This window comes from Algoriphagus terrigena DSM 22685 (assembly GCF_000429445.1).
Taxonomy (GTDB): domain Bacteria; phylum Bacteroidota; class Bacteroidia; order Cytophagales; family Cyclobacteriaceae; genus Algoriphagus; species Algoriphagus terrigena.
The window spans coordinates 1-13892 of sequence record NZ_AUBW01000032.1 but is presented as its reverse complement, the minus strand read 5'-3'; the positions used below and the strand labels follow the sequence as shown (position 1 = coordinate 13892).

The following is a 13892-nucleotide window of genomic DNA, read 5'->3' as shown; positions in this document are numbered from 1 at the left end:
AAAATACTTCCATTTTGCCTGAATTTGCGTTAAATTTCTCTTAATGAAAATATATTTCTGTTAATGAAAAATTAATACTACTTTTTCGCTTGAATATGAGTCATATGTATAGATTTGAGGAATCTAATCATCTAGCTAGTTTTATATTTATTTCCTAATAGGAAAATTATAACGGAAGAACAATTCACAATAAACACAAATTATTTACGCTTATGAAAAACAGGTTTACACGAAACAGCCCTGTATGGAGCCTCGCGTTGGCGATTCCCATACTGGCATTCAGCCTGCAGCAAGGTGCCAAGGCTCACTCCGGTTTGGGTGTCGAATATGCGACTGATAAGAGCGCTTTTTCGCAGAGAATGGTTAGCAAAACCATTTCCGGTATTGTAAAGGATTCTGAAACAGGCAGCGGGATGCCCGGAGTCACTGTCGTACTGAAGGGAACTACGACCGGTACAGTCACCGACGTGGATGGGGGGTATTCGCTGACAGTGCCAGATGATGCAAGCGTTTTGGTCTTCTCCTTCGTTGGCTACGAGGCCCAGGAATACACGATTGGAGATCAGAGCCGTGTCGATATCATCTTAAGTCCACAGGCGATTACCCTAAATGATGTGGTTGTGGTGGGGTATGGCACGATGAAGAAGGTGAATTTGAGCGGAGCTGTGGATATGGTGGAGGGCGAGACGCTGGAAAACAGACAGGTAACGTCCGTAGGAGAGGGTCTGCAGGGCCTTATCCCCAACCTCAATATCACCCGTGCCAGCGGCAAGGCAGGCGACAGCCCTGCGTTTAACATTCGTGGATTCACCTCGCTCAATGGCGGCTCTCCTCTGATCTTGGTGGATAACATTCCAGTCACCTCAGCAGAATTGAGCGCAATAAATCCAAATGATATTGCCGCCGTTTCCGTGCTGAAAGATGCCTCGGCCTCGGCCATTTATGGTGCCAGGGCGGCTTTTGGAGTGGTTTTGATTACGACCAAGGTGGCTCAGTCGGAGAAGATGACGGTGAATGCAAACGTCATCTATGGTGTGAAGACGCTGGGGCAAATACCCGAAATCGTCACCGACCCTTATCAGGTCATGAAGTACAAGCATGAAGCGGCCACACCGCTCTACAATCTGTATCCTGAGGAAGCCAGAGCCTATGCACAAGAGCGGTCTGCTAATCCTTCGCTTCCGGATGTAATCGTGGATCCGAATAATCCTGAGCGATACCTCTACGTGGGGCAGACAGATTGGCTCGATGAAGTCTACAACCAGACGAGCCCGAGCTACTCAGCCAATTTCAACATTTCAAAAAAGGATGAGACGATCAACTACCTGTTTTCGACCGGATATTACCGTCAGGACGGGATGCTCAAGTACGGCAATGATGTCTACGAGCGCCTTAATCTTCGCTCCAAAGTAGATTTTACGATCACGGACTGGTTGAAAATCGGTAACAATACCGCCTACTCCAAGATCGATTACGATCAGCCTTACTATAATTCCTCACTGTTTTTTCATAATGCAAACAGGACTAATTCCCTCGATGTACCCAGAAACCCCGACGGCAGCTGGACCAGTGCCGGCGCGGCCCTGCTGGGCAGGTTGCAGGAGGGAGGAAGGTCGGTTTCTGAAGGGAATGACATGCTGTCCAAATTTGATGTGGACATCACGGTAATTAAAGATGTCTTCAGTATCAAGGGTGATGCTACATTCCGAAGAGTGGGCCAATATGCACATTCCTTTGATGTGCCCATCGCCTATAAGAACGGGCCCGATCAGGCAGATTTGTTCACAGGTACAAACCCCGCCTTTGCACAAAACTACTCTGAATCAGTAAACCATACGATCCTGAATGCCTATGCGGATTTCAAAAAGGAATTTGGAGGGAAACATTTCGTGCAGGCATTGGTGGGGTACAACCAGGAAGAGAGAGAGCTGGGCTCCTTCAGCGTTTCCCGTGCGGGACTGATCACGACCAACTTGCCTTCTGTGGCTCTTGCAACAGGGACCTGGAACGGAGGGGAAGGCTATACCGACTGGGCAGTGCGTGGTGCTTTTTATCGCGTGAATTACACCTTTAACAATAAGTACATCTTGGAGCTGAACGGCCGATACGACGGTACGTCCCGATTCCCCAAGGAGGATCGGTTCGGCTTCTTCCCTTCTGCGTCAGTCGCTTGGGTAGTTTCTGACGAGGGTTTTATGGAAGGGGTTTCCAGAAGTATCAAGCTTGATTTCTTCAAACTGAGAGCGTCCTACGGCTCGCTGGGTAACCAGGCCGTAGACGACTATGGATACATTCCCTCACTAGGTGCTGGCCAGATCGGCCAAATACTGGGTGGAGAACGTCCGCTCACCGTATCGCCTCCGGGACTGGTGGCCGGTTCACTGACTTGGGAAACCGTGGAAAGCTTGAACTTCGGTACGGATCTCGCCTTTTTCGGCGGAAAGCTGGGGGTCAACTTTGATGCTTATTCCCGCAAGACCAAGGATATGCTGGTGAAAGGCAAGACACTTCCCGCAGTATTGGGAGCCTCTGAGCCAAAGATTAACGCGGGTGACTTGGTTACGAAAGGCTGGGAAGGTCGGATCTCTTGGAATCATCATGGCTCGCTGGGCGGTTCGCCGATCATGGTTGGCGTAGGCTTTAACCTCAGTGATTATCAGACCGAAATCACATCCTATGATAATCCTACCGGAAACCTGAACGACTACTACAATGGAATGAAGCTGGGCCAGATCTGGGGCTTGACCACAGACGGGTTTTTCCAGTCAGAGGATGAGTTGGAGACGCTGGATCAGCGTGCCGTTGGCTCGGATGACCAGGGATACATCTTCAATGTGGGAGATTTGAAGTTCAAAGACCTGAACGATGATGGCAAGATTGATCGGGGAGACTGGACCTTGGAAAACCACGGAGACTTCCGTGTGATCGGAAATACCACACCGAGATACCAGTTTGGATTGGACCTCAACAGTGCCTGGAAAGGATTCGATATCCGGGTGTTCTTTCAGGGTGTCGGCAAAAAAGACTGGTATCCCGAAAACAGCAACCATTACTTCTGGGGCGTGTATGCCCAGCCTTGGACCAATGTACAGGTTCATAACCTGGATTCCTGGACTCCCGAAAATCCAAATGCCTATTTCCCGAGAGTCAAAGCCTACATCGCAGAGGACAGATCTGAATTGGGTCTTCCCCAGACCCGCTATCTGCAGAATGCGGCCTATGTCAGGCTGAAAAACTTCACCCTGGGATACAGCCTTTCTCCGAAGATGCTCGAAAAATCAAGAATCCAGAAAGTCAGATTCTACTTTACCGGCGAAAATCTCTGGGAGATCTCCAATCTGAAAGCGAAGCTGGATCCTGAAGTGATCGGCTCGGGCGGCAGCAGCAATACGACTGCTTATCCGTTCCAGAGAACCATGTCTTTGGGTATGAATTTCACTTTCTAAATTAATCTGAAAAGAATATGAAAACATCAATTTATAAGTTACTAGCGTGGAGTTTCATCCTTGGAATCTCCACTTCCTGCAACGACGAGTTTCTTCAGCGGGACCCGCATGTCAGTATCACCTCTGACCAGTTTTTCAGAAATGTGAAAGATCTGGAAACCTATACCAATGGATTCTACGCACAGATGCAGTATAGCTATGAGGACCTGGGTTCGGACAACATCTCCCTCAATACCGGAGCAAACGAAGTGGATCAGGTGCTCGTAGGTGGCGTCAGTGCGGGAAATGTCGGGGGTTGGAACGACTGGTCCAATCTTCGCAGAATCAACTACATGCTGGCTCGGCTGGATAATGTGGAGGGTTCCGAGGTGGATATCAATCACTATGTGGGGATTGCAAGGCTGTTCAGAGCTTGGTTTTACATCGACAAAGTGCAGCGGTACAGCGACGTGCCCTGGTATGACGTGGACTTGAGAGACACCGACGAGGAGCTGCTGTATAAGGAAAAAGACCCACGGGAAATGGTCGTGGACAACATCATGGCGGATTTGGAGTTTGCTGCCGCTAATATAAAAACCGGCACTGACCGGACCCGTGCTACCAAGTATGCAGCTGTTGCGCTTTTGTCCCGGTTTGCCTTGTATGAAGGGACTTTTAGAAAATATCACCCGGAATTGGGGCTGAGCGGCAGTGAAAATGCCTTTTTGGAGCGGGCTGCCAGTGCCGCAGAGCAGATTGTCGAAAGCGGTGTTTTCAGTGTGTATTCCACCGGAAGTGCTGCCGATTATTCCAACCTTTTCAAAAGCGCCAATCTAAACGGCAATCCGGAGATGATCTGGTGGGCAGACAACGACGAAAAATTGGGCGTGGGAAACAACTCGCACGTGGTATTCAACTGGCAGTGGTCACTCAGCAAAGACTTGGCAGATACTTATTTGATGGCTGACGGTACTCCCTTTACTTCGCAGGCAGGGTTTGACAAGAAGCCGTTTGTAGAGATGTTCAAAGGTAGGGATCCGCGGATGGCAGCAACCATCGTCCACCCGGGATTCAAAACCACCGCAGCAGGCGATCCGGTGAGAACGAGCCCGAATTTCGGAGGCTATCTTCAGGTGAAATTCTATCCCAATGAATCGGAGCGAAAAGGCTGGAATCTCAACTTCACGGACCTTCCGGTCATGAGGTATTCCGAAGTGTTGCTCAATCTGGCCGAAGCAAAGGCTGAATTGGGAACCTTGACTCAGGGAGATCTGGATCGAACCGTGAATGTAATCCGCGCGCGGGTCGGTATGCCCGCACTTCCGCTCGGAGCAAGTGCCGATCCTTACCTAGCCAATCAATACCCGGCCATTGCCGGAAATGGCACCCTGCTCGAATTGCGGAGAGAGCGGAGAGTGGAGCTGGCCTGCGAGGGCTTTCGATACACGGATATGATGCGATGGGCAGCAGGTGATAAGTTCAACACAGGCCAAGAGGGAATGTACTTCCCAAGCCTGGGTGCTTTTGACGTGACCGGAGACGGGGTAGAGGATATCGCCTTGTTGCAAAAGCCGGGTGACGAGGGCGTTTTGGCAGGCCTTCCGGATGCAGTGAGAAGCTCACTTTCCAAGTACTTTCTCCAGGACGAAAACGGAACTCCGCAAAGCTTCTACCTATCGGAAGGCACCAAAGGGTTTGTGCGGTTTACCAAGAACAAAAACAATCCTCCGATGTTTGAGGGGCCCAAATATTACTACCGGCCCATACCCCAACAGCAACTGGTGTTGAATCCGAATCTCGAGCAAACCAAGTACTGGTAAGCCCAGGCCTTGACGAATTTGATTAAATAGATAGAATGGTTTACTAATGGGAAAGCAAGCTCCGGGGTAAATGGAGCTTGTTTTTTGCCTTATTCTACCTACGGTCAAGATTTGTATATCCGTGTCTTAAGTCAATGATGCTAATGAAATTTGAAATGAATAGTAAGTTTTCCTTGGTCTTACTTTTTTTGATAAGTATGAGCCAGTCAGTCTTTGCGCAGCTCAAGGGAACCATCTACTGGGATGAAAATGGAAATGGTCGAAAAGACCCTTCCGAAAGAGGTGTTCCTGAGGCGGTCGTTTCTGATGGACTTCACGTCGTTCGCACGAATTCGGAGGGATTGTTCGAATTGGAGGGTTGGGAAAAGCAGCGCTTCGTCACCGTCTATCCCAGTGCGAATTTTGATGCTCCGACCCGATACATTCCAATTACTCCCAATTCACAAAACTATGATTTTGGAGTGATGGCAAAAGCCAAAAAAGAAGAGGTGACTTTTCTGCATATCTCAGATACAGAAACTTATGAGTATGGAGACTGGGTGGATGATCTGAAGAAATACATCAAGGTTCACAAGCCGGATTTTGTGGTGCACACGGGTGATATCTGCTATGAATCCGGGATGAAATGGCACAGTGAACACCTCACCGAGACCCAGCTTGGTGTTCCGATTTATTACAATCTGGGAAACCATGACTTGATCAAAGGGGAATATGGCGAGCAGTATTTTGAACAAAAGTTTGGGCCGGCCTGGTATGCACTGGAAGCGGGAAACACCTTGTATGTGATTACTCCGATGATGAGCGGTGATTATCCTCCGAGTTTCACCCGCGAAGACATAGGGACTTGGATGCAAAATCTGGTCGATGCCTATGATAAAGACATACCCAAAATATTTTTTAACCACGATCTACTGAGCAACGGAGAGAATTTTGATTTCAAAGTAAATGAGGAGAAGTCAATTCACCTCAATGACTATAATCTCAAGTCATGGGTTTACGGACATTGGCACAATAATATGGTGAAAACGCACGGTGAAAGCGGAGTCATCACTTACAGTACTGCCACGCTGGCTAAAGGCGGAATTGATCATTCTCCTTCCAGTTTTCGGGAGATTCAAGTTGATGCCAATGGCGATACGGAGAGTCAACTGATTTGGACTTACTTGAACCGAGATATTCAGATCGTCAATCCGCAAGAAGAGAAGATGGTGGTGTCCCGTGATGGACTTTTGCAATTCTCTGTGAATGTCTATGACAGTGGCTCGGAGGTGGATAGTGTGCTGTATCGGTTGCTGGATAGAAAAGGGCTCAATTGGAAAACTGCTTTGGATGGGGACTGGTCTAAAATGGAAAAGATGACTGATTGGAACTGGCGGGCGGAAACAGCTCCTGTAGATTCGGATACCATGACCTTTGTGGTCGATGCTTATCTCAAAAGCGGAGAAATTATCCACAGAAAAACCATGTTTAGACTCGTTCCGGCTGATAGTTCGGATGCAAATGCAAAGCTTGCCTGGTTCAATCTTGCCGGGAATTCAGCCCATGATGCTATTGCTTCCTCAGATCAGAAACCTCCCTATCAACTGGAATGGTCAGCCAATATCGGGTCTAACATTTTTATGGGTTCTCCGGTGTTGCATGAGCGATATGTTTTGGCTGCCGGTTTCGACGACAGCAATGAGGATAAGAATTTTATTGCTTGCTGGGATGCTTTCAGCGGCGAGATGCAATGGAAGTTCAGAACCAAAAACGGCGTGAAAAACCAAGCGGTGATTGCTCAGGATTTGGTCATTGCCACAGATATGCTGGGAATTACATACGCGCTTGATGTTGCGTCGGGGGAGCTGAAGTGGGAGAGGGATTTGCAATATGGACGCATGCCCGGCTTTGTCACGGGGCTGGTGACGGATGGAGAGATCGTCTATACCGGTTTTGCGGAGACACTTTCGGCTATCCATGCTGCCAGTGGCGATGTAATCTGGACCTCGGGCAAAAGAGGTGGGGGTGAGGGGACAACACCTACGATGACGATTGCGGATTCTGTGCTGATCACAGGCAGACACTGGGGGGCGCTGGAAGCGTTTGACAGGTTTACCGGAAAATTCCTTTGGTCAAGATCGGATCAAGGATTGCGATTCAGAGACGGGGTGCTCGCCTATAAAGATGGATATCTCTGGGTGGCAGAACAAAGCCAATTCCATCAGATCGATTTACAAACCGGGGAGACGATAGCTGGCTTTGCTACAGGTATGCAAAACACGGGGACCTCAGCCCCAATCGTATTGGATGATCGGATCATTTTGGCCGGCTCTAATCCAGGGATAGCTTCATTTGAAAGAACAAGCGGAAAGAAGCAGTGGCAATTTGAAGTGGACCCGGCTTTGTTTTACACGCCTTCTTATTACGCGGACCAGCAGCAAAGTCTGGAATCCACTCCGATACTGGTGGGGGACCAACTGATTTTTGGAGCGATGGATGGAAAAATCTACGCGGTTGATGCCAAAGAAGGCACCTTGCTGTGGAAAACTTCTCTAGGCGCACCGATTATGACATCTGCAGCTATCTCGACCAATGGATTTTACATCTGCGACTTCGCCGGAAATATCTACTATTATCGGAGCCAAAGGAAATCCCAATTATAACCTAACCTCTTGTTATGAAACGCCTTCTCATCGTTAGTCTTTTGCTTTTTTTCGCCTTTCAAAGTAGTGTTATGTCCCAAGTCAAAAAGGCCAAGCATGTGATCTTGATAGGCTTTGACGGCTTGGGGGCTTATGCCATCCCAAAGGCGAATATGCCGAATCTAAAGAAACTGATGGAGGGCGGCTCACATTCGCTGGAGGCGAGGACTGTGTTGCCCTCCTCCAGCGCGGTAAACTGGGCGTCAATGCTCATGGGTGCCGGGCCAACTGCCCATGGATTTACCGAATGGGGAAGTAAGACGCCTGAAATCCAGCCGTATGAGGTGACAAAGTATGGACTATTCCCGTCCATCTTCAGTGTAATCAGGGATCAAAACCCAGACGCCAAGACAGCGGTAGTCTATAGCTGGGAGGGAATCGGACCATTGGTAGAGAAGGATGCAATTGATGTCGTTTACCATGGCGAGACGGAGGAGCTGTGTATGGCCAAGGCAATAGAAATCATTCAGGAGAAAGAAACCAAATTTATGTTTTTGCACCTCAGCGAACCTGATGGGGTAGGGCATAACATCGGTCATGACACACCCGAGTACTATCAGGAACTGGAAAGAGTTGACGCCAAGATCGGTCAGCTACTCGATGCTGTGGCAGCGGCTGGCCTGACAGATGACACGATCATCATGTTGTCAGCCGACCATGGGGGAGTGGGGAAGGGACACGGAGGAAAATCTCTGGAGGAAATTTATATCCCTTGGATCATCTCCGGTCCCGGAGTGAAAGTAAATCACGAAGTCAAAGACCTGATCATGACTTACGACACCGGAGCTACGATTGCCTGGATTTTGGGATTGGATATGCCAAAAAGCTGGAGAGGAAAGCCAGTCCTGGACAGTTTTAAATGATCCGATGAGTGTTTGAACGATGTCGTGTGGCATCCAGAACAAAGGACTGACCAGACGGTTGATGGAAGTTGGAAAGGCCGTGGATCTTCCGGTCTTGGACCACATTATCGTGGGCCGGGAGGGATACTATTCCTTCACCGATGAAGGGGAGCTTTAGGCTCCTTTTTTTTTAGATAGCATTTGCAGCGTTGTCAAGTGCTGTTTTTTAATCTTTTATGGTAGAAAAGTGGTGCGTTAACGCATACTCTGTTTACTCAAATCTCCCAGTATCTTCAGCGATTCAGCGATGCGTTCACTCCATGGCATCCCGTAGCTCAACCGGATGCAGTTCCGGTATTGGTTCTGAAGGGTAAACATTCGGCCCGGGGCAATGGAGATCTTGTGTTTCAATGCTTCTTGAAACAGAAGGGCTGTATCCACCCTGGGATCCAGCTGAATCCAAATAAGAAAACCTCCCGTGGGTCTGCTCACCTTGGTGCCCTCCGGAAAATAGTTGCCGATTGCCTTTAGATATTGGATGGAATTGGAATACAGGATGCTCCTGAGCTTTCTCAGGTGGTTTTCATACCTCCCTGTCTCCAGAAAATTGCCCACGGCTTCCTGTAAAATCCCCGTGGACGAAACAGACTGGTATAATTTGGTGCTGATGATCTTGTCCTTAAACCTGCCCGGCGCTATCCAGCCCACCCGATAGCCGGGAACCAGCGTCTTGGATACCGATCCACACCACAGCACGTTTCCACTCCGGTCAAAACTTTTGCATGACTTGGGCCGGTGGTTTCCGAAATACACATCGCCATAAAGATCATCCTCAATCAGTGGTATTTGGTGATGCTCCAGAAGATCCACCACGGCCTGTTTATGCTCATCGGGCATACAGCTTCCCGTCGGGTTGTTGAAATTACTGACCAACAGACAGGCTGCAACCTTGGTCTGGTTGATTGCCTGTTTCAGCGCTTCTATCTCTATCCCTGTCTCCGGGTGGGTCGGGAGTTCCAATACCTGTAATCCCAAACTCTTGGCCAGTTGCAATACCCCAAAGAATACCGGGCTTTCGGTGACCAGAATGTCCCCTTTTTTGGTAATGGACATCAGGCTAAAGGACAGCGCACCCATGCAGCCGGGAGTTGTCACCAAGTCGTCTTCTGCAAGGTTGCCGTCCCAGCTTATGCTGCCTTTGGCGATCTGGTTTCTCAATTTTTGGTTTCCCTGAATGCTGTCGTACATGATCCCGTTGCCGGGCAGTTCCCGCATCGCCCGTGTGAGGGACTTGTTTATCCTGGCGGCGGGCAAAAGGGAAATTGCCGGCACCCCCAAAGAAAAATTAACATGGCTGTCTGTGCCCAGTACCGAGAACACCCGGGAAATCAGACTTTCTGTTTCGTCCGCATCTTCATCCCTCACCGGACGGCTGGTTTCCGGCAATCCTGGGAATTTCTGATGGGAGTAGCTCACAAAGTAACCCCGCTGCGGCTTGGAAGCGATCAGTCCCTTTGACTCCAGATGATAGTAGGCACTCAGGGCGGTATTCATACTCACGCCCTTTTCCCTGCAGATCTCGCGCACCGAAGGAAGTTTGTCCCCGATTTTATATACCTGCTTCTTGATCTGATGCTCAATGCTGCGGGCTATACTCTGATAAATGAACTCCTGGGACATAGTCGTTGTGTTTTTTGGTTTTTTCCAACTGTACTCATCAAAAATAATAAAATTGTATCTGTATTCACTTCAGGTCTTTTTCCAGATTTGCTATATGACATCTGTCCCGGTGAAATAATTTGTATGAAGAAAGAAGACAGTATTTTGATTTCTGAATTCTCCGAGGAGCATTCCCATTATTTCGGGTCACTCAACAGGGAGTGGATCCAAAAGTTCTACACCCTGGAACCGGCCGATCTGGAGCTCTTGGATCATCCCCGGCAAACGGTCATCGACACCGGTGGTGCAATCCTCTTCGCGAGCTACCGGGGGACAATCATAGGAACGGTCGGTCTGCGGCTGCGGGATAGCGGCCAGATGGAAATGATCAAGCTCGCCGTAAAGGAGGAGCACAGGGGATTGGGGGCAGGCAAGCTTCTTTGCCTTGCAGCAATGCAAAAGGCGGAGAGTATGGGCGCGGACAAAATGGTGCTCTATTCCAATACCTTACAGGAAAAGGCTATTGCGCTGTACAGGAGGCTGGGGTTCGTCGAGCGGCCTGTAGAAAAGGGAGTCTATGCCCGCGCAAACATCAAGATGGAGTTCTCTTTTCGAAAAGACCTACAGCGGATTAACTGGTTTGATCGAAAGTTTGAATTCAATACTGGTGTTTCAGCATTTGAATCATTGGCTGAACGGCTGGCTGGTTCGCCCGGTCTTTTCATGGAAAGAATAGGTCGAGCCTCTGAAGAGGGCTGTCAGCGCAAACCCGAGGGCAAATGGTCGGTCAAGGAGCATCTGGGCCATCTCTCGGTGCTGGAGCCTGTATGGAGACTGAGGTTTCAGGATATCCGGGAAGAAAAGCCGGTGATGGGACCCGCCGATTTAAGCAACAGGGCCACCCATGAGGGCGATTTTAACAAGCAAAGTCTGGAAATACTTTGCGGATTGTTTCAGGAGGAAAGAAACAGGACCCTGTATTTACTTTCCGGTTTCCCGAAGGAGGATTTACAGAAGACCAGCAGGCATCCGCGTTTACAGCAACGGATGAACTGCTGTGATCTGATGCTGTTTGTAGCCGAGCATGATTTACACCATTTAAATCCTATACATAACCTATTGAATGATGATTGACTTAAACCCTATCCCCGTAACCCAAGCGGACGTTTCGGCATTAAAACCGGGAATTCATGACCCGATTGTTTTTGGTAAAAATCCTACCTCCCACATGTTGCAAGCTGTTTTTTCGGACGGCTCGTGGAATTCCGCAGCGATTGTTCCCTTCGGGGACATTACGCTCAGTCCTTTGGCGCTTTGCCTGCACTATGGCCAGACAGTGTTTGAAGGCTTCAAGGCTTACCGGCACGCCGCTGGCGGGATCAGTATCTTCCGGATGGAAAGACATTTTCAGCGCATCAATCAATCCCTTTACCGGATGGCAATGCCCGAGCTGTCTGAGGAGTTGTTTTTGAAGGGAATCAGACAACTCGTAGCACTGGAGAAAGACTGGGTGCCATCGGACCCGGATGCTTCCCTGTACATCCGTCCCTTTGTGTTTGCCTCCGAACCAAGGCTGGGGGTGAAAGGAGCCAGTGAATACCGTTTTATGGTTGTCTGCATGCCGATGGGCAAATACTATGATCAAAATGTCAGCGTGAAGGTCGAAACCGGATTCGTTCGTGCAGTGGACGGCGGCACGGGAGCGGCCAAGTGCGGAGGCAACTACGCAGCTGCAATCCTGCCGACTCAGCTTGCCAACCGGGAGGGGTATGACCAGTTGATCTGGACCGATGCCATCCATCACGAATACATGGAAGAGTCCGGTACCATGAACCTGATGTTTGTAATTGATGGGAAACTCATCACACCGGCCTTGTCAGGCAACATCTTGGATGGGGTGACGCGGGATTCGATCCTGACCCTCGCTCAGGACCTGGGCATTCCTGTAGAAGAGCGGAAGATCAGCTACCGGGAGTTGATTGCTGCTTTTGAAGCGGGGAAAGAGATAGAGGCATTTGGGGTAGGGACAGCAGCCGTGATCTCACCCATAGACCGGATAGGGATCAATGGAAAGGATTATTTCCCATCCGTCCAGGATGACTGCCTCTTTTACAGCCTGAAAAATGAACTGCAGGATATCAGAACGGGAAAGGTCCGGGATAGGCATGGATGGAATACCTTGGTATAACTTAACTTGGTGAGATGAAAACTGTATTGATCACAGGAGCGAGTAGGGGTATAGGCGCTGCCACGGCTCTGCTGGCTGCCAAATCGGGATATGCAGTGGTGATTCACTGCCTGAAAAGCCGTAAAGAGGCCGATTCAATTGCGGATCAGGTTGCAGCTTTGGGCTCAAATGCCTTTGTGGTTCAGGCTGATATTTCCAAGCCCAAAGAAATCGAACGGATGTTCACCTTGGTAGATAGAGAAGTAGGAAGTATCTACGGTCTGGTCAACAACGCGGGAATCCTGGAGAAACAGATGCGTTTTGAATCGATGGACAGTGCCCGCCTTTCCAGAATCATGCAAACCAATGTCTTAGGCACCATGCTGTGTGCCAAAGAAGCGATCCTCCGTATGTCAACAAAGTACGGAGGCCAGGGAGGATCGATCGTCAACGTATCATCCATCGCATCCAAAACCGGCTCCCCCTTCGAGTACGTGGACTATGCCGCCTCGAAAGGTGCCATTGATACCTTTACGCTGGGTATTGCCAAAGAAGTAGCAGGAGAAGGGGTCCGGGTCAATGCAGTAAGGCCGGGTTTGATTCATACAGATATCCATGCATCCGGTGGAGAGGCAGGCAGGATAGACAGATTGAAGGAAAAGATTCCGCTTCAAAGAGGAGGACAGGCAGAGGAGGTCGCCGAGGCCATTCTTTGGCTATTATCCGAAAAGTCGTCCTTTACCACAGGAAGTTTTATCGATGTTTCGGGAGGGTTGTAACCGGGGTATGATGTTTTGGGTCAGCAGAAACGTGGTCTTTGTCCCAACAGTGAAAGCCAACGCTTGGTCTATTGATTTCAATCACAATCATCCGTGGGGAAATCTGCCGCATTCGAACCCCGACAAACGGCTGACCAGACGGTTGGTGGGGATTGGAGTGGGCCTTGGATCTTCCGGTATTAAACCATATCAACTGATGATATATGGGGTTCTACCCTTAAGTTAGTGAGGATATAAGTTTAGGCCTCCATGGAAGAATAAAATAGCGCTTCTAAAGTTGGCGAATGTTCGATAGCCTTTTCCCACTGTTTTGAGTTCCTGTATTTTACCGTTTAGGCGTTCGGCCATTGCATTGTTTAGGTTGGTGAGTAATGCATTGACCACTCCGGAAACATGCCTGTTAAACATCTCTACGACCTTGTCTATTTCTTTGATTTTTCTTTGAGTCGCATCGGTACTCCATCGGTTAAACAACAGTCTGGCGAAAAGCTTTCCTACACTGAACAACTCCTTGAAGTT

General features: G+C 49.2%; 11 protein-coding genes. 9 read left to right on the top strand and 2 right to left on the bottom strand.

Going from position 1 to position 13892, the window contains the following annotated elements; translation table 11 throughout:
- Nucleotides 1-212 precede the first annotated feature (212 nt).
- The 5 genes from G459_RS28250 to G459_RS29535 all read left to right on the top strand — a co-directional run bounded on the left by G459_RS28250 (nucleotide 213) and on the right by G459_RS29535 (nucleotide 8946).
- Entirely contained in the window at nucleotides 213-3446 is a 3234-nt protein-coding gene (locus G459_RS28250) for a SusC/RagA family TonB-linked outer membrane protein (RefSeq protein ID WP_211234417.1), read from the top strand.
- A 17-nt stretch (nucleotides 3447-3463) separates the two neighbouring features.
- Nucleotides 3464-5245 (top strand): RagB/SusD family nutrient uptake outer membrane protein, encoded by a 1782-nt coding sequence (locus G459_RS0122185; RefSeq protein ID WP_026969586.1) that lies wholly within the window; start codon nucleotides 3464-3466, stop codon nucleotides 5243-5245.
- Between the two features lie 197 nt (nucleotides 5246-5442).
- Complete coding sequence (locus G459_RS0122180) at nucleotides 5443-7887, top strand: outer membrane protein assembly factor BamB family protein (protein ID WP_211234416.1); 2445 nt, start codon at nucleotides 5443-5445, stop codon at nucleotides 7885-7887.
- Nucleotides 7888-7958: 71 nt separating this feature from the next.
- Nucleotides 7959-8789, top strand: a complete 831-nt coding sequence (locus G459_RS0122175) for an alkaline phosphatase family protein (RefSeq protein ID WP_245588230.1) — start codon at nucleotides 7959-7961, stop codon at nucleotides 8787-8789.
- Nucleotides 8790-8808: 19 nt separating this feature from the next.
- On the top strand, nucleotides 8809-8946 hold the full coding sequence (locus G459_RS29535; protein ID WP_084454634.1) for a JAB domain-containing protein: 138 nt from the start codon (nucleotides 8809-8811) through the stop codon (nucleotides 8944-8946).
- Nucleotides 8947-9023: 77 nt separating this feature from the next.
- Here the strand turns inward: G459_RS29535 and G459_RS0122165 are convergent, their stop codons facing one another.
- Nucleotides 9024-10448 (bottom strand): aminotransferase-like domain-containing protein, encoded by a 1425-nt coding sequence (locus G459_RS0122165; RefSeq protein ID WP_026969583.1) that lies wholly within the window; start codon nucleotides 10446-10448, stop codon nucleotides 9024-9026.
- Between the two features lie 123 nt (nucleotides 10449-10571).
- Between G459_RS0122165 and G459_RS29195 the strand changes: the two genes are divergently transcribed.
- The 4 genes from G459_RS29195 to G459_RS30660 are packed head-to-tail and all read left to right on the top strand — an operon-like array spanning nucleotide 10572 to nucleotide 13599.
- The gene (locus G459_RS29195) at nucleotides 10572-11561 is read left to right on the top strand and encodes a GNAT family N-acetyltransferase (protein WP_051315366.1); all 990 of its coding nucleotides are present in this window, start codon (nucleotides 10572-10574) and stop codon (nucleotides 11559-11561) included.
- Complete coding sequence (locus G459_RS0122150; RefSeq protein ID WP_026969581.1) at nucleotides 11551-12615, top strand: branched-chain amino acid aminotransferase; 1065 nt, start codon at nucleotides 11551-11553, stop codon at nucleotides 12613-12615. Before G459_RS29195 ends, G459_RS0122150 begins: the two co-directional genes overlap by 11 nt.
- A 14-nt stretch (nucleotides 12616-12629) precedes the next feature.
- On the top strand, nucleotides 12630-13373 hold the full coding sequence (locus G459_RS0122145) for an SDR family oxidoreductase (RefSeq protein ID WP_026969580.1): 744 nt from the start codon (nucleotides 12630-12632) through the stop codon (nucleotides 13371-13373).
- Entirely contained in the window at nucleotides 13354-13599 is a 246-nt protein-coding gene (locus G459_RS30660; RefSeq protein ID WP_084454632.1) for a JAB domain-containing protein, read from the top strand. The genes G459_RS0122145 and G459_RS30660 overlap by 20 nt, the downstream gene beginning before the upstream one ends.
- On the opposite strand, the gene G459_RS28240 is transcribed toward G459_RS30660, so the two are convergent.
- A partial coding sequence (locus G459_RS28240) for a transposase (protein WP_035456667.1) occupies nucleotides 13596-13892 on the bottom strand: 297 nt, incomplete at its 5' end. The two genes, G459_RS30660 and G459_RS28240, sit on opposite strands and share 4 nt — an antisense overlap.

Bases quoted from the DNA above. Each gene is read 5' to 3' on its own strand.
- G459_RS28250 (WP_211234417.1), top strand. From the start codon at position 213: ATGAAAAACAGGTTTACACGAAACAGCCCTGTATGGAGCCTCGCGTTG.
- G459_RS0122185 (WP_026969586.1), top strand. From the start codon at position 3,464: ATGAAAACATCAATTTATAAGTTACTAGCGTGGAGTTTCATCCTTGGA.
- G459_RS0122180 (WP_211234416.1), top strand. From the start codon at position 5,443: ATGAGCCAGTCAGTCTTTGCGCAGCTCAAGGGAACCATCTACTGGGAT.
- G459_RS0122175 (WP_245588230.1), top strand. From the start codon at position 7,959: ATGTCCCAAGTCAAAAAGGCCAAGCATGTGATCTTGATAGGCTTTGAC.
- G459_RS29535 (WP_084454634.1), top strand. From the start codon at position 8,809: ATGTCGTGTGGCATCCAGAACAAAGGACTGACCAGACGGTTGATGGAA.
- G459_RS0122165 (WP_026969583.1), bottom strand. From the start codon at position 10,448: ATGTCCCAGGAGTTCATTTATCAGAGTATAGCCCGCAGCATTGAGCAT.
- G459_RS29195 (WP_051315366.1), top strand. From the start codon at position 10,572: ATGAAGAAAGAAGACAGTATTTTGATTTCTGAATTCTCCGAGGAGCAT.
- G459_RS0122150 (WP_026969581.1), top strand. From the start codon at position 11,551: ATGATGATTGACTTAAACCCTATCCCCGTAACCCAAGCGGACGTTTCG.
- G459_RS0122145 (WP_026969580.1), top strand. From the start codon at position 12,630: ATGAAAACTGTATTGATCACAGGAGCGAGTAGGGGTATAGGCGCTGCC.
- G459_RS30660 (WP_084454632.1), top strand. From the start codon at position 13,354: ATGTTTCGGGAGGGTTGTAACCGGGGTATGATGTTTTGGGTCAGCAGA.